Source organism: Gilvimarinus sp. DA14, assembly GCF_024204685.1.
Classification (GTDB): Bacteria; Pseudomonadota; Gammaproteobacteria; order Pseudomonadales; family Cellvibrionaceae; genus Gilvimarinus.
The window spans coordinates 1,578,530-1,597,866 of record NZ_CP100350.1 but is presented as its reverse complement, the minus strand read 5'-3'; the positions used below and the strand labels follow the sequence as shown (position 1 = coordinate 1,597,866).

Sequence of the window (19,337 nt, the reverse complement as noted above, 5' to 3'; positions counted from 1 at the left end):
AATGAGTAAATACGCGCCATCTTCGCGATTGGATCACGACCGCTAAATTCAGTGAAGAGGATTATTTCTGCTAACGAGAATAAGCGTTTAACCTGCAAATTTATAATAACGGTTATCAGGGGTGGTTATGCGAGTTGTTCTTGTGGCGTTAAGTCTCTTGCTGGCGGTGGCTTGTGCTCACTCGCCGGCAGATAAACCAAGCGCTCTGGTTGCAGAGGCGCTGATAAATCCAGCGGCAGATTACCCGCAAAGCCACGCCTCGAGCATTGCGCAAACAACCGATGGCGATATAGTGGCGACCTGGTTTAGCGGCTTACACGAGCGCCACCCGCAGGTGGCTATATACTTCGCCCGTCAGCAAGAGGGTAAGTGGCAAAGCGCGCAGCAGGTGGCCACTGGTCAGCAGGCCGATGGCAGCTGGCTGCCCACCTGGAATCCGGTGCTGTTTCAGCCCCCGCAAAGCGACTTGCATTTGTTTTACAAGGTGGGGCCTAACCCGCGCGAATGGTGGGGGATGGTAATGACCTCAGCCGATGGCGGTATAACCTGGAGCGAGCCGCGCCGCCTGCCCGAGGGGATTCTTGGCCCGATTAAAAACAAACCCGTGGTAACGGGCATGGGCGCTTGGCTGTCGCCGTCTAGCACCGAAGGGGCCGAAGGCTGGCGGCTGCATTTTGAAATCAGTAAAGATCAGGGCGCGAGCTGGACCAAGACTAGCCCTGTCGACCCCGGGCCGGGAATCGATGCTATTCAGCCCAGTGTGTTGTTCTATCCCGATGGCCGTTTGCAGGCGCTAGCCCGCACCAAGCAGGGGGTAATCGGCAGCAGCTGGTCGGTAGATCGCGGCAAAAGCTGGTCCCCGGTGGCGGCCATAGAACTGCCAAACCCAAGCTCGGGTACCGATGCCGTTACCCTGGCCGACGGCCGTCAGCTGTTGGTTTATAACCACGCCGCCCACAATCCCGACACTCCCGGCAAGGGGCCGCGTTATCCGCTGGCGCTGGCCACTTCGCGAGACGGCGTGCACTGGCAACGGGTACTGACCTTGGAAGATCAACCGTTAAAAGAGGGCTATGGGTATCCGGCGATTATTCAGACCGAGGATGACTTGGTGCATATTACCTACACCCTGGGCCGCGAGCGTATCAAGCATATGGTTGTCGATCCGCACAAGTTTTGAGTTGCCGAGAGTCTTACCGCTCGGGCATTTGCCTGATAAATTAGTCCCTGCAATCGAAAGTGTGTACCGCGCCGGGAAGGCTTATTTAGCACTGAGGCGTAATATTTTTCGCAACAGGAGAGGCAGATGTACGACGGCGAACGGATCAACAGTATTACCCATTTGGTCGGCGCGGTGTTGGCGCTGGTGGGGTTTGGCGCGCTGCTGACCATCAGCATTCAGCAGCTTGATGCGGCGCTGATTGTGAGCTTTGTGATTTTCGGCGTAACCCTGATTTTGCTCTACACCATGTCCACCCTGTATCACAGTTTTCGCTCACCCAAGGTTAAGGCGGTGTTTCGTCAGCTGGATCATGTGTGTATTTATCTGCTGATTGCCGGCACTTATACCCCGTTTATGTTGGTGACCGTAGGCGGCACTACTGGCTTAATTATGCTGGTGCTGATTTGGTCGTTGGCGCTGGTGGGGCTGTTGCTGGATATCCTGCCGAAAAAGCGCATCAAGTGGCTGCAGATTTTAATTTACCTGGTAATGGGCTGGGTGTGTGTGGTGGTGTACCGAGACTTGGCGGCCAACTTCGACCCGGTAGGATTGTTGTGGCTGTGGCTGGGGGGGATTGCCTATACCGTGGGGGTGATTTTTTACGTGCTAGATGGCATGCGCAAACTGCGCCACGCCCACGGTATTTGGCATATGTTTGTGTTAGCGGGTTCTTTCTGTCATTTCGTTTCTATTGTCGCTTATGTGCGATAGGCCGCGCCAAAGTAACAAGAGGGCGGTGACGATAAAGCTGAGGTTAATGCCCAAAGGCGCCGCTTTCCAGGCGTAGGTGCCGAACGCCATTGCATGCAGAATTACCATTGCCAATAGCGTTAGTGCACCGGCTAGCTGCAGCAGCCCTTTGCTGCGGTTGTGGTGATCGACCCACTGACACAGCAACGCAGCGACAACCAGTGTTCCCCAAAAGAGCCCGTGGGAGCTGATACCCAGCGCCAGTTGTGACACCGCCGTCAGCCCCAGCGCAAGCGGGGTGCCCCACACAATAGCGGTCCAGATATTATTCAGCCCATCGCGCTGGCGCCGCTTGGCCAGCCAGATATTAATACCGCTCACTGAAATAACCGCCAGCGCCAAACCGAGCGCGACATAGGCGAGCTTAACCAGCATACCGCCATAGTGGCCAAAGTGAATTCGGTACACGGAGAAAATAGCCTGGCGGCCCGCCTCGCCGTCACTAAAGCCCACCTTGCTCAAATAATTACCGGCGCTGTCAAAGCGATATTGCTCGGCGTAAATTAAGCGCCCCGGGTGTTCGGCGCCCAGCAAAATATACTGGTGTTCGGTACCTACATCTTCCACGGTAATGTAAAACGGTTTGGCCTCGGGAGCGATTTGCGGCATTTGCGCCAGGGCCTTGCCGACGGCGGCGGTTTGTAATGACTGCTCCAGTTCGGGTTCGGCACCGTAAATGGCCGGTACCACCTTACTGGTGTCGCCATCGTAAAACGCTTGCGCACCAATCAAGACAAACAAGCTGGCGAGGCCAAAAAACGCCCCGGTAATACCAATCATTAAATGAAAGGGCGCGCCCCAGACGCTAAAGCGATTGTGCCAATCGGCCTGATTTAAGCGAGTGGCCGCTTTCGGGCGCAGGGTAAAGGCATCTTTAAAAATACGTGGGTGTGACATAAAGCCCGAAATAATCAGGCCGCATAGCATCACTCCGAGAATACTCACCACGATCATGCCAAAACTTTTCGGCAGGTGCAGATAAAGATGTAAATCGATCAGTAGCTGAGTCCAGGGCGCTTCGACTTTATTCCCCAGGCTGCCATCGGCGTTGACAAAATAGCTGCCGTCGTCCGAAGCCACGGTTAAGTGGGGGCTGTCGGCGGTGGGTAACATCACGAACATATGGTGGTGATGATCGTCGTCGGTTGCTTCTTCCTGTTGTTCGGCAGCCGCGACTTTTGCTTCGAGCAAGTTATAAGCGCTTTGCACCTGTTCGGGCGTCACCTGATGGCGCTCGGGGGCATCGGCCTGCTCCCAGTGTTCCAGCTCGTGTTCAAACACCAAAAACGAACCCGACAGACACACCAGGTACATAAAGGCGCCCACGGCTAAGCCCAGCCAGGCGTGGCTGGTAAGAGACTGTTTAACCAAGGCGGGGGAGAGTAATTGTTTCATAGCGTCACAGCAGAATAACGGCGCCGCTGGCCAGACCGGCCAACAGCAGAACAATAGGAGGGCGGGCGGGGCGCGGATCGGCCAGCAGCCAGTAACCGGCTAGGCCCCACAGCAAAGGTGACAGCAAGGCCGCCAGCACCATGGCGTTTACCGCTGATAGTGGCAGCAACTTACCCATCGCCACCAGCAGCGCTACGCTGACTACACCAGCGAGCAGCACCACAGCCAGTAAACGCCACAATTGATAGGCCATAGTGCCGAAGCGCGCCAGTCGCAGCTTATCCCGTACCTGGGGTTTGGTCTTTTGCAGACGGTGATCTGCGCTGAGCACAATAATGCTCCAGGCCGCCAGCGCCAGAGTGATCAGAGTAAAGCTAATACCGAACTCGGCTCCGGCGCGGTAGCTCCAAAGCCCGCTGGCGACAAGCAGCATTAGCCAGCCGCATAAACTGGCGAGTGGGGTCGGGCCGGGGCGGCGCCAGGCATAAAACATTACGCCTGCAGCGCCACAAGTGAGGGCGCAGGCGAGCGGGGCCAAAACCATGGCGAGCTCCTGTGGTAAGAAAACGCGCCAATGGTATTGAGAAATATTATTAACTGCAACCGTTAGGAGGCTGTTTTACCGGTTATTGGCAGTTTGTTGGGGGTATCTGACCTGTTGCGCCATAGGTTGGGGCTGCCAATACACCAACGAGCGCCACAGCCATTCAAGGGGGCCAAACTTATAGCGTGACAGCCACCAGTGGGCGGCTAATATTTGCAGGGTCCAGATTCCGGCAACCACAAGGTACAGTTCGGCGCGCTCTAATTGGCCGTACCAGCCCAGGCCAAAGCCATAAAAAATAAACGCGCCAAGCGCAGATTGGCTGACATATAGCGTGAGTGCCATTCTGCCGCAAACGGCCAGCGCCTGACGAACGCGGGTAAGCCGTGCCGTTTTAGCCAGCCAGAGGAAAACGCCTGCGTAACCCAGTGTCAGAGGTACGCGCCCCAGGTCGTAGTACAGCCCCAGAAAGCTCCATTTAAGCACGGCAAGTAAACTGAAATCGTGGCGTATCAGTGCGGCCAACTCCAGTGCATTCACTGCAGTACCAATACCAATACCACCTAGAGCCAGACTTGCGTAAAAGCGTGTTGATCGTTGGGCGGTAAGGACTCCCGCCTTAAACAGTGCCATCCCGATTAGCATCATGCCCAAGGCATCGAACAAACCACCCTGGTAAACAATGGTTGATTGATAGGCAATAATCGTCGGTTTCAGCTCGCTGAATACCGACCCATAATTTCCCTGCAGCGCGTCAATTTGACGGGCAAGCTCTGCATCGTCCGGCTTGCGCCACCGTTGTATGTCCTCCCAGTGAGCCAGCGCATCTTGCTCGGTTTGGGTCAACTCTTGGTTTTGCCGTTCTTTTTGCGTAGCAATCTGCACAGTTTGCTGGGTATTTATGGTGTCTTGCACCTTATCGGCCGTGCGTGGCACCAGGGTCGCCAGCAAAGCAAGACCGATAATCATCAGCCAGCGGGCGCGTAGCACTCGCATTGGGTAGGCAAACATACCCGCTAACGCATACCAGTAGAGCACGTCGCCAAACCAGAGCAGCCCCCAGGCGTGTACCAGTCCGAAAATAAATAGCCACAGCATACGGCGGTAGTACAGATCGCCCGTTTGTGTACTTTGGTTGGCGCCTTGCCAATAACCGCTTAGCAGTAAAATGCTGGCGCCAAAAAGTAAAGAAAAAAGGCCGCGCATGGTGCCTTCAAAGAACAAATGCGTAACGGCAAAAGCCGCCAGGTTCCAACCTTCGGCACCGCCGTAAATACTGGGGTCCGAGTAGGCGCGAGGTAGACTAAAGCTGACGATATTAAGCAATAAAATGCCCAGCACGGCGGCGCCGCGCAGTGAATCTATGGCTTCTATACGAGGCTTATTGGCGCTCATGCGAGACATTTCTTAGCGCTGCTTAGCGCGCGAATTTTCTGCGCGTCATGAGCTACAGTCCAGTGCGGGTCTGGTCCAAACCACTCGAGCGATGCACTGTGAACACGGTCGCGAGGCAGTTTGTTGATAAACTCTTGATAGTCGTAAGCACCTTCAAACAGTGGCACCAAGCCGCTGCGATCACCGGCGGCGGAATACACATTGGCCGGTGCGAAAACCGGTAATAATTCGCGTCGACTGATGTTCTTAAAGTGTAGGTGATGCACGTAGGGCGATAGCAAATGCCAGGCTTTAACAGGGTCTTCGTGAGCTTCCCAAATGTGCAAAACATCCAAGTTAACTTTTAATGCGGCGTGATTCACATCGCCTAAAAGTTTTAGTGTTGCCTGAGTTGTATCGGCAAACGTGTCAGGGTGAGTCTCAAGTAATAGTTCGCAGCCGTGGCTATGGGCCTGTTGGCAGTATTGCTGCAACCGCATCACCAGCTGTTGATAATGTTCAGCGGACGCATCGGCGCTGGCGGTTTGGCCAGCAAAAATTCTCAGTTTACGAGTGCCCCAATGCTGCGCTAGCTCGCATAACTCTGTGAGTTTTTCCTGCCCTGTATGGAGTGGGCCTTGGAAGGGCAGGTAATCGCTCAGCATGGCGACATCCAGATTCATGGCTTTCAGCCATTGGCCATTAAGACCGGGTTGGTCGCGTAAATGGCGCGCATGCGCGGCCCACAGTTCGATACCGTCTAAACCACTGCGCGCGGCAAAGGTTGCCAGCTCTGGCAGGGAAATTAAGTGATGGCGAAAGCTAATGGTACAGAGGGATAAGTGCATCATGCCGGGTTGAGCTCCGCGTTTCGGTGGTCCGTAAAGGCTTGTTTGCGCCATTGGTCGCGCGCCTCGCGCACGGCTTGCTTGATGTTCAGTTCGCGCCGGTTCTGCTCGGCTACCAGCTCCAGCAGTTGCTCTAAATCGGCGCCGGTTTGCGTCATCGCCCACTTGTTGGCCTGGTACAGCAGTTTGTCGAAACCTTTCACCAGTATTTCAATGGCGTCGCACCAGCGCTCGAATTCTTGTGCCGGTTGGTTAAGCTCGCGCCAGAAGAAAGCCAACCCATGCTCGTAGGCGTACTTGCGTATCGCGAGCACCGGCAACTCCGCCAGGGCTTTACCCAGTTGCGTTGGTGCCTGGGCGCCTCCGGGTAGGTGGTGTTGGATAATGGTTTCGACTGCGTCGGTCAGGTGGTTTTGCTGCGGGTTAAAGCAGGCGTTGAAATAGGCATCAATATCGGCGGCGTAGGGAGCGTGCAGTGGGCGGGTGTCCAGCGTATAGCCACCGGCGACCGCCGGTGAGGCAATCGCTTGCATAACACGCTCGCGCTTGAGGTTGCCCTCCCAGCGAAAGTCCGGGTCCCACATCCACAGGTCTTCGTCGCTAGTGGCGTTTTCCAGCAGAACATAGTGTGGGAATGGGTCCAGCGCAAAGCGGTTTTCCCGCTCCGGTAGTCGATACATATCCAGCATTACCATCAGCTGCTGCCAGTCTGGGCGGTGTTGCAGCATAGCGCTCAGGGTATCGATATTGTTCTGCTTGCTCAGGCCGTGGTCGTACCATTGCGTTACTTTCGCGCCGTATAAGCGCTGGTACCAGCGAATAAAAAAATCGTGGTCGACCTTGTCGCTGTGGTAGCGCAGTTGGTGTTGTGCATCGATAAATACTTCGGCATCCCACACGCCAAAGTAAAAGGGGCGGTGGTCCAGCCCCTGCTGTTTAATACTGTGGCACAAGCAACTGACGACGCAGTGCACTTTAACGTCCAGCTCGGGCTCGCCCACAGTGTCTTGTTCTTGGGTACACAACAGCTGTTGTAAATCGGCCACGGTTTGCAGCTTGTCGGCATCCAATGCGTAGTCGGGAATCTGGTAGCCGGCTTGAGTTTCCAGCAGTACCAGTAGCTGCATTAATTCAATCGAATCCAGTCCTAAATCGTAGGTGAGGTGGGCACCTGTGTGCACGGCAGCGACATCAATACGCGGCAGGTTTTGCGCTACCAGGTCGCGCAACTGGGAGATAAAGTCGCTGCTCATCAGGCCACTCCTTCGCATGGCTGAGTCTGAGGCTGGCGGGCAAACTGTTGCGTTAATTGGCGCCGACTTATTTTGCCGTTACTTAAACGCGGAATTTGGTTTTGGTGTTGAATCCAGCTGGGGCACTGGTGCGAGGTTAAATGCTCGCGAAAAAAAGTGCGCAGTTCGACATCGCTGAGTTCTCTGCCGGTATAAATGGCGGCGACTCGCTCGCCGGCCAATGGGTCGGGCATTTTAAATACGACGGCTTCGTCGATATCCGGATGTTGGCTGAGGGCCGCTTCGACTTCCTGCGGATAGACATTAATGCCGCCGCAAATAATGGTGTCGTCCAGGCGGCCGCAAAAGTGCAAATTGCCATCGGCGTTGATAAACCCCGCGTCGCGGGTATGAATGTGTTTATCGCCTTGCTCAATAATGATTTCTTGCGCTTGCTGTGCGCTGCTACCGGCTTGCAGCTTACAGTGCTGCAGCGCCTGACCTAAGGTGCTGCTGGTTTGCGGCTGGTAGGCAATAGCAACACAGCCGGCTTCCGAGCAGCCGTACTGCTGCCAAATATGCGTTGCTTTGGCGCGCAGTTGTGCAAACCAGGGTTCGGGCATAACGCTGCCAGAGGTCATAACGCCGTACAGGGGCGTAGCGCCGCGCTGTAGCATAAGCAGGGTATGAATAAAAACCGGTGAACTGTAGAGCAGGGGTTTGGGGTAGCTTTCTAAAACTCGCAACAGCTGTTTGGGATTCCAGCCACTGACAATATGCGGTACCACTCCCCGAGCCATGGACGCGAGCAAGCCGCAAATAAAACCATAGGAGTGAGTAATGGCACAGGCAATCACCGGGGTGATATCTGCGCTTACATTGAGCAAGCGATTGTAGTGTTCGATTTCTGTATCTATCTCGTGCCAGCTGCGCTCGATGGCTTTGGGCTCACCAGTGGTGCCAGAGCTAAATTGAATTAACGTGCCAGAGGGGCGGCTGCTGTTGCCAATTTTTTCCAGTTTGCCGCCGTGTTGCCACAGTAGGTAGTCGCAGTCGAGTTTTAGCGCTTTGGTCAGTGCGGTGTCGTAGGGGGTGTCTGGCTGCAGTGGTGCGACCGATAAGTTGTGGTGACGACAGTAGAGCGCCACCGCGAGCCATTCAAAGGTATCGGCCGTGCAAACGGCCAGGCGTTTAGCCTTGCCGAGGCCCTGTTGTTGCAGAGCGTGCCAGCGCGCGTTGAGATCGTCTTGATGGTAGGTTTTATCGTCTAAGTAAAACAGCATGCATCACCTTAAAGCGTATCAGTGTGGGCGGTGGGAGCCAGCGGATTGGCGGCCCGGTGGTGGTATTCCTGGGCCTGGCGACAGAGTTTTTTACGCAGTAGCGATTCAACGGCAATGTGCGCCTGCTGGTAATTAAGCTGCTCCAGTCTCTGCGGATCGCACACAGCCAACTGCCGGTATTGATTCAGACATTGGCGCACCATTTGCCAGAATTCTCGCTCGGTAAGTTGATAGTGTTCTTCGCACAGCAGAGCCAGCTCTGACAAATGAAAGACAAACAAGGTATCCATTGCCAACTCGCGCAGAGCTTCAACAGATTGCATCCAGTAAAACTCATCGGCTTGCGCGTTGGCGTACAGTGGGTTGGTGGTGAAGTCGGGCGCGCGCTCGGGCGCGGCGAGAAACTCCGGTACATACTCCAGGCTCTCGTGAAAGTCGCGCGCCGCCAGCTTGCTGGGCCAACCGTTGTTGTGCACCATCAAGGTGTTCTGGCCGTGGGCTTCAATGGCAATGCCGTGGTGTGCTAGCAGATGCCACACCGGAAAAATCAGCGTCTGCAGTAGTTGCTGCAGCCAGGGGCGCAATCCGTACTGCGCAATCCAGGGGTCAATAAAAGGTTTGCCGTCGGCTTCGGTAAGTGACAATGCCATAAAGGGCACTGCCTGTTCGCCAGCTTGCAGGTGCCGGTTCATACTATCGCGCCAAATCGCGCCTAACTGACTTACCTGTGGCTTGTCAGTGTTAAATAATTTTTTTTCATTAACACGCACACCGGCGTATTCGCGCAGCACTATCAGCGGGTAACGCTGAAAAAAATCGTCGTCGGCAAGCGTGCTGGTCAGCCACTTTGAAATCAGTGGCGCTGAGTCTATGCCGTGGCTAAGTAAATAACGCGGCGCCGAGGTGTTGATGATATTGAGCGGCAGTTTTACATCGGGCTCGGTGGGCTTGTCCGCATTTAAAAGTGTACGCACCGACTGGCTGGGAAAATAATCATCTCCTGCGCTACCGAGAAACACGACTCGCTGATCGCACCCTTCGAGTTTAGGGGCAATAACCTGTTGCCACTGCCATGGGTGCACGGGGACAAACACATAGTGTTCACTGTCGAGCGATAGCTGTGCCAGGGTGCGGTTAAATTTTTCGCAGATTGCAGCGCTGAGAATATCGCGATAAAAATTCTCGTCGCTTTGGGCCTCGCCAGTTAAAAAACAACACTCTCTGGCCACCGCGAGCCACACCAGCTGTAGGCGCGCTTCGCACTCCGGCGCATAGCGACTATGATCCGCGGCAGAAAAACCGATGCGCGCTTTGAAGCAGGGGTGGTAGGGGTGCCCTTCGTGCATCGCCATTTCAAGTTCGCACAAAGACAAATTGCGCCTTTGGGGGCGGGTAATTTGCTGCGCTTCATTCCATTGGCACCAGTGCACGGTTTGCTGCAGCTCACGTAAAAAAGTCGCGCGTAATGTCTCGCTTGTTGGCAGGGCTTGCAGCAGTTGCGTCAATACTTGCTGCAAGTTGGGGGCGCGCGTAACGGGGCTAACCTGTGAGAGTGTATGAATTGCAAGTCGAACCCGGTCAAAGCCGCGCACCCGTCCTGTGCAGCGATAATGATTACCCGCAAGGTTAAAGTAGAAGGTTCTGCCGCTGACAATAAAATCGATTAACTTTTCCGCTAAAGCCGCTTCTAAAGCTTGGCGCACCACCCGTGTTAGCGGCGAGTGCGTTTCAGCTTTTAGCGCGATCGCTGAGCTAGACATAGGCGGCCTCGCGGCTGCGTTCTGTCACCGGCTCGGGTTCACACAAAGGATTGCCAATTTTCGTGTAGGCGGCGAGTTCCAACTCCGCTTCCAGCTCGTCAATGTCGTGAACCCGAGTGAGTAGGTTGGCCTTAGCGGCAATGTGTGGTTCGGTAAGCCAGCGCTGTAAAAGCTCGGCGCCGCTCCCTTGCATGCGCGCTTGCAGTCGGCGCAGCTTGGTGCGCATTAGCGCTAGCAGTTGAGTCTCTTTTACTAGCTCATCGGCCCCCAGGCGGTAAATAAGGGCAAATACTTGATTGACCAGCAGGTAATAGCCAAAGCGATCGAGAATGCTCTCGGTGTCGTAAAACAAATCGCTGTCGGCTTTGAGCTTGGGCTGAAGTTGCTGCAGCGTGGATTGCAGGCGGCGCTCCAAATAATAGCCCTGGTTGTCGCGATAGTAGTAGGTGTCGGGGTAGCCGTTGTGCAGGCGCAGTAAACTGTTTTGCTGGTGCGCTTCCAGGGCGATGCCAAAGCGATCAAACAGCACAATGCACGGCTCGATGGCGCAGTGCCAATAGGCGTCAAACCAGTCCAGCGCGAGGGCGTGTGCCGAGCGTTTTTCTCGCTTCGCCTGAGTTTTAATAATGCTGCCTAGCAGCGAAGACTCTTGTTGCGGGTGCCAGGTGTCTTGTAACAGCGCGCCCAGACAATAGACGTTAGCATCGCGCTCGGGCGTAAAAATATTATCGCGCAAAATGGTTTCAAAGCCGGTTTCAGATTCGCCGGTTCCGCGCAGGGTGATGTACGCCGGGTCAAATAAAAGTTGAAACGGACTGGCGTAATGGCAAAAACCGGTGGCCTGGACAAGCTCCGCCATCAGTAGCCCGGCATCTAACTCGTGGCGTTTGTTCTGGCGCAGTGAATTGGTGATTTTTATTGGCACCGAGACTTTGTACATCCAGCGCGCCTCACGGCGGTACAGAGTGCGCACCGATGATGTGGCCGCAAACTTTGGCCCCAGCGGCCCCAGATAGCGCAATTTCTGCTGTTGCATTAACTGCTGTACCGGCTCGCGGCTTAGCAACCACTGAGCTTGCAGCGGGTGTACCGGCAGTAGTTGTTCATCGCCGTGCAATGGCGGGGCTGGGTGTAAATCCGCAGCAATCAGTTCAGCGGCGCTCTGCGGGAGTAGAGAGTCCTGCTCAATTAATTCTTTTGCTGCGGCAAAGTAATGCAGCTGCAACTCGCCCTGCATCTCTGGCGTGACGATTTTATGTTGCCACTCGTGGATACCCTGGCGGCTTTTGGGGGTGGGGTGCAGCCAGTGCCCCAGCAATAAGCTCTGTTCAGAGGCGAGAAAATTATCCGGCAGGGTGTAGGGTTGCTGCCAGCGTGCTTCCAGGTAGCGCACAGTGTTTTGCAAACTGTCGGTCAGGCGATGGGTCAGCTCCAGTTGCCGCTGTTTTAATGTGGGGTTGGTGCCGTTGCCGCGCTCGTGAAACAGCTCTTTAATGAGCAGCAAAGTCGCGCTCCAGAAATTTTCCGCGTGGGGCGAGCTGCCTAAAATGGCAATATTGTGCTGGGCGTAAACGCTATCGATATGGTGACAACCCACTTGCGAGCGATAACTGACCGAGAGCCACAAGGTAAGGTTTTGCTGCGCCAGAGGCAGTTGCACCAGCCAGGGATTGTCAGAGGCGGCAGCGTTTAACCAGTGGCAGTGTCCAAACTCGGAGCCGCTTAACCAGACCCCCGAATCTATCTCGCGCAGGTAGCAATTAATAAATGCCTGGAAACTTTTGTGCTCAGCCAGCTGACGTGGAGAATCGGCCATGGGTATCCTCGCAACTCCGTGATGAGGAAAGTGTGCGACCGATTATATGAGAATATGTCTCAGTTTCATTAAGTTTTACGATTGTTACAAATTTGTCGTTTTTGTCATCTTGTGACGATAAGTTCAACTTTATGGGCAGAATATTGCTGCTTTAAGCTGATTGCCAACACGAAGGTCAGTAGCTCCGCCAGAGGTAGCGCCCATAAAAATAACGGGTTTTGCGGCAGCAGACGCAACACCAAGATAAACACCAGCGGCAAAATAAGGCTGCGCGAAAGCGCTAGCAGCGCCGAAAGCCGGGGCATTTGCAGACCGGTAAACCAGGCCGACATCACCAGGTTGATGCCGGTGAGAAAAAACACCGGGGCGATAACGGTGAGAAACTGCTGGGTGTAAAAAGCAGCCTGGGGGCTGGCTTGCTGGAAAAACCAAGTGCCCAGAAACCCCTTACTGAACATCGCCAAAAGCCAAAGCAGGCCGCCGCTGGCGGCGGCTAATCCCATCCCCAATTGCCAAAAGCGATTGACTCTGTGCCAGTGTCCGGCGCCGCGATTCTGACTAACCAGCACATGCACTACCTCCGCTATGGCGCAGGCCAACATAATGTTCAGCAGTAAGGTGTAGTTGGTTACTGCAAATCCGGCAATGGCGGCTACACCGTAATCGCGGCTGAGAATCCAGTGCACTGCCAGCAGGACGATACCGGCGGAGACTTCATTGACGAATTCCGACAAACCGTTGCCGCACAGTTTGAGCATTTGCCCCAGTGCCAGCCATTTTGGCTGCCAGCGCAAACGCTGACTGCGACGGTAAGTGTGCAGCAATAACACACACTGGGTAATTTGCGCGGCGGTGGTGGCCAGGGCGGCGGCGCGAATATCCCACTGCAAGCCCGCCAGCAGCACAACATCCAGCGCAATGTTGACCAGTGCACCCAACACCAGTGCTCGACTGGCGCGGCTGGGCTGCCCGGCGACTCGCAAAAAGTAATACAGCACCACCGCCAGGTACTGCGGAATAAGCCCCAGCAGCACTATGTGCAAGTAAGGCTTGGCGTAAACCAGCAGCGTCTCGGGCACGGCCAGTAGAGCCAATAGCTGGCGATCAAAAAGCCAGGCTGCGCTGGCAAGTACTGCAGCGCCAATACCCGCGCTGCACAGACAGCCGCTAAAAATTATATTGGCCGCGTTGTATTTACGCGCCCCGAGAAAGCGGCTGGCGGCGACGCTGCCGCCAATGGCGAGCATAAGTACCAGGCCGAACAGCAGGGTCCACAGCGGAATTAACAGGTTAACAGCGGCCAGGGCATCCGCCCCCAGCCATTTCCCGACCATGATTCCATCAACCAGCGCGGCTCCGGTTAGCGCCAGTAATCCGGCTACCGAGGAGCCCACATAACGAAAAAAGACTTTGATGCTGGGACCGTCGGTGGCCGGGTTATAGTCGCTGTGGGTGGCGCTCATAGATGCTCACTTGATGGTGTTCAATACTGGCAGGGTTGAGGGAAAGGTTATTCGCAGGCGGCTTGCATAGAGAGCTGATAGCCGTAACCGCGCACGGTTTGGATGGCGTCAGTGGGCATACCGAGTGCGATCAGCTTTTTTCTAACCCGGCTTAAGTGCATATCGATACTGCGATCGTGCTGGCAATAGGGTTTGTTCAGTACCCGCCGGTGTAGGTCGGCTTTGCGCAGCAGGGTGTTGTGCTGCTCGGCGAGGCAAAACAGCAGTTTGAATTGAATCGCGGTAAGAGTGATAGGGCGCTGGTTGTAGAACGCTGAGCGCGCTTGGGTATCCAGTTGCAGCGGGCCCAGAGCAAGGGTTCGCGTTTTGCCTACCGGCGGATGCTGCCACAGGCGCCTGATCAACGACTGGCTGCGCAGCATAAGCTCATCCGGGTTGATTGGGGTGGTGAGAAAGTCGTCCGCCCCTTGGCGTAAGGCGTGTACGCATAGCTCCCGGTCAGCTGCCAGCACGATAATTGGGCAGTGCTTCGCCTGACATTGGCGCTGCAGCGACGGCCAAGTTTCGGGTAGCTGCTCACCTACCTGGCAAAACACTAGGCTCGTGCCTTGCAGTAATGGCAGCTGGCCTGCACTGCAGACATGGTCACTAAAGGACACCCGCCAGCCCGCTCGGATAAAATTGCAGTTAAGGTCCTTAAAGACGCTGGTTGTTTCGCCGAGCCAGAGAGCCTGGATCGGTAAATCGTTGCTAGACATGCTCAGTTCCAAGTTACCTGTCAGCGTTTGCGTCTGCTCAGTGGCAAACAGAAATAAACGATACTCATTATCATTATCTTCTGCAATCACTATTTTTTACACTTTTTTTCTTTGCGGAAAAATTGCCACAAGCTCCTGATATTTTTGTAACAACTGTAACAAGTGTTTACTCTGGTTAAGATGGTAATGATAATGCTTCTTTTTTAGAACTTAGAGAATAGAAGGAAGCGATCTCCATGCAACGTCCGTTTAATTCCCTGACCAAGCTCAGCCCTCTGGCTCTCGCCATCGCTCTGGCGCCAAATTTCTCCCTAGCGCAATCCGAGGCCAATGCCGTAGACGAGAAAGAGCGGAACAAGAACCCCAAAGAAATCGAAGAGTTGGTGGTGATTGGTGAGCCCGTAGACAGCTTGCTGACGTCGGCGGACCTGGATCGTAAACAGGCCAATGATCTGGATGATATTTTCGCGGGTGTTCCTACAGTGCTGGTAGGCGGCTCGGTAGGGGCGGCGCAAAAAATCTATGTGCGCAACCTGGGTGAAGACACCCTGAATATCTCCGTTGATGGCGCCACCCAATCTGGCGTGACCTATCACCACACCGGCCGTATTTCAGTTGAACCGGAGCTGCTTAAACAGGTTCATGTGCAAGTGGGGGCCGGCGATGCCACCAGTGGCCCTGGCGCGCTGGGCGGTGCAATTAAATTTGAAACCAAAGACCCGGAAGATTTACTGGGCAACCGCAACTTTGGCGGTATCCTTAAAGCTGGTTACTTCTCTAATACCGAAGGTTACAAGGGCAGTGGCACTTTGTTTGGCCGCCTGGGCGATACTTTTAGTGCGATGGCCAGCTATGTCACCTCCGATCAGGATGATATGGAAGACCCGAATGGTAACGAACTGCCGGGCACTAACTCGGATCAGGATTTAGGTTTTGTAAAACTGGTGGGCGATTTTGGCGGTGGCCATAAAGCCAGCGTAAGCTACGAAAACCTGACCGAAGAAGGCGAGAAATTGACCCGTCCGGAATGGGGTGAAGGGCCGCGTAACCCACTGCGCGATTTAGAGTTCGACCGCAAGACCACCACCGTAAACTACTCGTGGGACAAGCCCAACAGCGATTGGCTGTTGTTGGATGTGAGCCTGTATAACACCGACTTTGAAATCTACCGCCCTTGGGATGACTACACCAGCGCCGTGGATACTCAGGGCTTTTTGCTCAGTAACACCAGCCAGGTGGGCGACCATAAAATTGTCTACGGTTCGGACTATCGCGACGACGAGGTGACCGCTGGTGAGCGCGCCGTGGGCGGCAATGTGTACACCGAAACCAGCGACGTGCTGGGCTTTTTTGTCCAGGATCACTTCCAGGCCACCGACGCCTTGCTGCTGACCTTTGGCACTCGCTGGGATGACTTTAACGCGGTGGATAAAGAAAACAACGAGTTTACCTCGGACGGCTTTAGCCCCAACGTCGGTTTTGCCTACGACATTACCCGTGATTTGACCTTTAGCGGTGGCTACGCCGAAGCCCTACGCGGGGTGGAAACCAACGACGGCTTTAAGCTGTTTGGCACCACCAATGACCCGGACTTAAAAGCCGAGCGGGCGAAAAACTTTGAGCTGGGGCTGGACTACACCCTGGGCGCGTTTTTGCTGAGTGCCGGTTACCACGACACCACTATTGAAGACGCCATCGGCAACGCTGTGCCCTGGTCACGCCACTACGAAAACTTGGGCGAATTGGAAACCAACGGTTACTCCTTGGGTGCCACTTATAACGGCGAGCGTTTGTTCTCCAAGTGGACCTATGTGGATACCGATGTAGAGCTGGACGGCGAAGCCCTGACTCGCTACTCCTATGGCTACCTGGGTACCTCTACCGGTAATACTTTGACCATGGACACTTCCTACCAGGTAAGCTCCAGCATTGATGTTGGCTGGATTATGACTCTGGTGCAGGATCTGGATGATATTTACGTGGAGTCGGCCGATGCGTTGATCAGCAAGCCTGGCTATAACGTTCACGATGTCTACGCACATTGGGAGCCGAGCGGTCTGCGCGGTTTCAGCGTCACCCTGACGGTGAAAAACGTGTTTGATGAAGAGTACTTAGACCACGGCAGTGTGGAAGACTTTACCCACCTGGAAGGCTACACCGGTATTAAAGGCTATCCAGCGCCTGGACAGGATATTCGCCTGAGTATGGCGCTGCGCTTCTAAGCACGCATCCCGGTAAAAGCGCAGCGATGTCATCGTTGCGCGTTTTTTGTGCCCGGCTGTTTTACAGCGCCAGAGATCCGCCCTCCAGCCAGCGCTGTACTCGCAAGATTTGATCGTGTTTAGCCTCAGTCGTGCTCAGAGGTAAGTAAATATCCGGCAGCACGCCGCAGCTATCGACCGGGTAGTGGGGCAGGCGTGCGCTGCGGGATGTGGCGTACCAGAGCTTCATGCCCGACTCGGGCAGGGTGTGACTCACGAGGTTTGAATAATCCAGTGCGCCCGCAGTGGGTTGGCCAATCAGTTTCACCTTAAAACTCTGCCGCACGGTCAGTAAAAATTGTTCGCCCGCGCTATAGCAGTGGGGCCCAATTAATATAGCAACCTGCCTGGGGCCAGGTACTTCACTCTCGATTTGGTTCAGGCTGTAAGGCTCCGGCCAGGTGCTGACGAACTCGCCGCCCGGTTGGCCTTGCATGGCAGCGATGACTTCGCCGATATAGTCGGCGGCGTCACCTGCACTGTGGGGCTCGCTGTGGGCGTTAATCTCTGCCAGCAGCCGTTGTAGGCCGTCGATGTTGGCGCGGGTGGCGCGCCACTGCACGCCAATACTTACCACCTCGCGGCGCACCAGCCAGGGCAACAAACTGGCGTAGCTCCAGTCGCTGCCGCCTTCGTTATGGCGCATATCGATAATCCAGTGGGGGCTGGCTTCCAAACTGTGGCGGTGCTGCTCCAGCAGCTGTTGCAGTGGTTGCGCATACTGGGGTTCAAAGCTTTGCAGCCGTAAGAGTACGCAGCTGGTCGAGAGTTGTTCAAAGCTCGGTGCCAGAGATCTGCATTCATTATTGTGACTTTCTGGCGGCGGCTCGGCGTGCAGTGGTTCAATGCCTAAATGGTTGCGGCGGTACTGCTGCAGGTGTTCGCTGTATAGCTCGGCGCATTCCCGCCAACTGCCCGCCGCGCGCAGAGCGCCCATGGTGCGCTGCAGTGACTGCTCAAAGCAGGCTTCGCCGCGCTGTTGTAAATGGCTGATGGCGCCGGCGTCGTTGAGGCGGAAAAAGTGGTCCAGGTAGTTGAGCTCGCGCGCGGCGAGCTTAAAACAAAAGGGCGCTTCGGCGAGATCGGTGTCCATAGTATCTGTGCATCCTTTGCGATGGGTGATAGCGTCAGTCCGTCAGGCTTTTGCGCACGGCGGCGCGCCAGCCTTTGAGCATAGCTTGGCGGGCCTTGGTGTCAATTTCGGGGTCGGCACTTTTCTCCAGGGTCCAGTTGGCGGCCACGTCATCCAAGTGCTTGAAAATGCCCAATTGCAGCGCGGCCAGCTGCGCCGCCCCCAGGGCGGTTGTTTCAATAATGTCGGGGCGCTCGACGCGGGTGTTGGTAATATCTGCCAGCGCCTGTAACAGCCAATTATTGGCGATCATCCCACCGTCCACCCGCAAAGTGTGGCTGGCTTGACCGGCGTCTTTTTCCATCGCGGACAGTAAGTCGTGAGTTTGGTAGCAGACCGCTTCTAAGGCGGCGCGGGCGATTTCGGCGCGGCCGCTGTTGCGGGTTAAGCCGCAAATAATCGCGCGTGCATCCGGCTCCCAGTGGGGGGCACCCAGGCCCGTGAAGGCTGGCACTAAATAGACCCCTTGGTTACCGTCGAGGCTCGCTGCCAAAGCCTCGGTTTGTGCCGCCTCTTGAATAATTCCTAGCTTGTCGCGCAGCCATTGCACGGCGGCACCGGCGATAAAAATGGAGCCCTCCAGCGCGTATTGGGGCTTGCCGTTGATACGATAGGCCAGGGTGGTGAGCAGGCGGTTGGCCGAATTTTGCGGTTTATCACCGGTGTGCATCAAAGCAAAACAGCCTGTGCCATAGGTGCTTTTAATCATGCCCGGTTTAAAACAGGCCTGGCCGATCATGGCGGCGTGTTGGTCGCCGGCGACTCCTGCGATAGGCAGTTGGCGGCCTTCCAGCCCTTCGGTTGCCATGCCAAAGTCGGCGGCGCAATCGAGTACCTCGGGTAGCATCTGGGCGGGAATATTAAACAGTTTGAGTAGCTCATCGTCCCACGCCTGTTGGTGAATATTAAACAGCGCGGTGCGGCAGGCGTTGGTGGCATCGGTAGCGTGTACGCGGCCGTTGGTAAATTTCCAAATCAACCAGCTGTCGATGGTGCCAAACGCCAGTTCGCCGCGCCTCGCGCGTTCGCGGGCGCCCTCCACTTTATCCAAAATCCAGGCGAGCTTGGTAGCAGAGAAGTAGGGGTCCAGTAGTAGGCCCGTGCGTTCACGCAGTAAGTCTTCATGGCCTTTGTCCCGCAGCTTACGGCAGCTGTCGGCGGTGCGCCTGTCTTGCCAGACAATGGCGGGGTAAATGGGTTCGCCGCTGGTCTTATCCCACACCACGGTGGTTTCACGCTGGTTGGTAATGCCGATGCCTGCCACCGCCTGGTTTGACTCCAGTTGTGCCAGGGCATCGCAGCAAACCTGGCTGGTAACCTGCCAAATTGCCAACGGGTCGTGTTCCACCCAGCCGTCGGCGGGAAAGTGTTGTGCAAACTCACGCTGGGCGCTGGCGAGTATTTTCCCGTCGCACGAAAATACAATAGCCCGGCTGCTGGTGGTGCCTTGATCAATGGCGAGAATTGCGTTGCTCAAGTCTTACCTCGTTATCATTGTG

15 protein-coding genes are annotated in these 19,337 nt (G+C 55.4%); 3 read left to right on the top strand and 12 right to left on the bottom strand.

The window, feature by feature from the left end:
• The first annotated feature begins 127 nt into the window (after positions 1-127).
• Together NHM04_RS07065 and NHM04_RS07060 are read left to right on the top strand one after the other, a co-directional pair.
• Positions 128-1,180, top strand: a complete 1,053-nt coding sequence (locus NHM04_RS07065) for an exo-alpha-sialidase (RefSeq protein WP_254266286.1) — start codon at positions 128-130, stop codon at positions 1,178-1,180.
• A gap of 126 nt (positions 1,181-1,306) precedes the next feature.
• Positions 1,307-1,933: a hemolysin III family protein gene (locus tag NHM04_RS07060; protein ID WP_254266285.1), complete on the top strand. Its 627-nt coding sequence runs from the start codon at positions 1,307-1,309 to the stop codon at positions 1,931-1,933.
• Here NHM04_RS07060 and NHM04_RS07055 read toward each other — a convergent pair.
• The 10 genes from NHM04_RS07055 to NHM04_RS07010 form a co-directional block, all read right to left on the bottom strand.
• Positions 1,883-3,367 carry a PepSY domain-containing protein gene (locus NHM04_RS07055; RefSeq protein ID WP_254266284.1) on the bottom strand — a complete coding sequence of 495 codons (1,485 nt, stop codon included), beginning with the start codon at positions 3,365-3,367 and terminating at the stop codon, positions 1,883-1,885. The genes NHM04_RS07060 and NHM04_RS07055 overlap by 51 nt on opposite strands.
• A gap of 4 nt (positions 3,368-3,371) precedes the next feature.
• Entirely contained in the window at positions 3,372-3,911 is a 540-nt protein-coding gene (locus NHM04_RS07050; protein WP_254266283.1) for a hypothetical protein, read from the bottom strand.
• A gap of 75 nt (positions 3,912-3,986) precedes the next feature.
• Positions 3,987-5,315: a DUF418 domain-containing protein gene (locus NHM04_RS07045; protein WP_254266282.1), complete on the bottom strand. Its 1,329-nt coding sequence runs from the start codon at positions 5,313-5,315 to the stop codon at positions 3,987-3,989.
• Positions 5,303-6,136, bottom strand: a complete 834-nt coding sequence (locus NHM04_RS07040; protein ID WP_254266281.1) for a sugar phosphate isomerase/epimerase — start codon at positions 6,134-6,136, stop codon at positions 5,303-5,305. The genes NHM04_RS07045 and NHM04_RS07040 overlap by 13 nt, the downstream gene beginning before the upstream one ends.
• On the bottom strand, positions 6,133-7,386 hold the full coding sequence (locus NHM04_RS07035; protein ID WP_254266280.1) for a DUF6005 family protein: 1,254 nt from the start codon (positions 7,384-7,386) through the stop codon (positions 6,133-6,135). Before NHM04_RS07035 ends, NHM04_RS07040 begins: the two co-directional genes overlap by 4 nt.
• Positions 7,386-8,648 (bottom strand): AMP-binding protein, encoded by a 1,263-nt coding sequence (locus NHM04_RS07030; RefSeq protein WP_254266279.1) that lies wholly within the window; start codon positions 8,646-8,648, stop codon positions 7,386-7,388. Before NHM04_RS07030 ends, NHM04_RS07035 begins: the two co-directional genes overlap by 1 nt.
• Positions 8,649-8,656: 8 nt before the next feature.
• The gene (locus tag NHM04_RS07025) at positions 8,657-10,408 is read right to left on the bottom strand and encodes an IucA/IucC family siderophore biosynthesis protein (RefSeq protein WP_254266278.1); all 1,752 of its coding nucleotides are present in this window, start codon (positions 10,406-10,408) and stop codon (positions 8,657-8,659) included.
• Positions 10,401-12,224: an IucA/IucC family siderophore biosynthesis protein gene (locus NHM04_RS07020; RefSeq protein ID WP_254266277.1), complete on the bottom strand. Its 1,824-nt coding sequence runs from the start codon at positions 12,222-12,224 to the stop codon at positions 10,401-10,403. The genes NHM04_RS07025 and NHM04_RS07020 overlap by 8 nt, the downstream gene beginning before the upstream one ends.
• Before the next feature lie 104 nt (positions 12,225-12,328).
• The gene (locus NHM04_RS07015) at positions 12,329-13,687 is read right to left on the bottom strand and encodes an MATE family efflux transporter (RefSeq protein ID WP_254266276.1); all 1,359 of its coding nucleotides are present in this window, start codon (positions 13,685-13,687) and stop codon (positions 12,329-12,331) included.
• A 47-nt stretch (positions 13,688-13,734) separates the two neighbouring features.
• A complete protein-coding gene (locus NHM04_RS07010; protein WP_254266275.1) occupies positions 13,735-14,535 on the bottom strand; it encodes a response regulator transcription factor in 801 nt (266 codons plus the stop codon).
• 146 nt (positions 14,536-14,681) lie between these two features.
• Here NHM04_RS07010 and NHM04_RS07005 point away from each other — a divergent pair, with 146 nt between their 5' ends.
• Positions 14,682-16,667: a TonB-dependent receptor domain-containing protein gene (locus NHM04_RS07005; protein ID WP_254266274.1), complete on the top strand. Its 1,986-nt coding sequence runs from the start codon at positions 14,682-14,684 to the stop codon at positions 16,665-16,667.
• A gap of 61 nt (positions 16,668-16,728) precedes the next feature.
• Here the strand turns inward: NHM04_RS07005 and NHM04_RS07000 are convergent, their stop codons facing one another.
• Complete coding sequence (locus NHM04_RS07000; RefSeq protein WP_254266273.1) at positions 16,729-17,799, bottom strand: S41 family peptidase; 1,071 nt, start codon at positions 17,797-17,799, stop codon at positions 16,729-16,731.
• A gap of 34 nt (positions 17,800-17,833) precedes the next feature.
• Entirely contained in the window at positions 17,834-19,315 is a 1,482-nt protein-coding gene (gene glpK, locus NHM04_RS06995) for a glycerol kinase GlpK (protein WP_254266272.1), read from the bottom strand.
• Between the last annotated feature and the right edge of the window lie 22 nt (positions 19,316-19,337).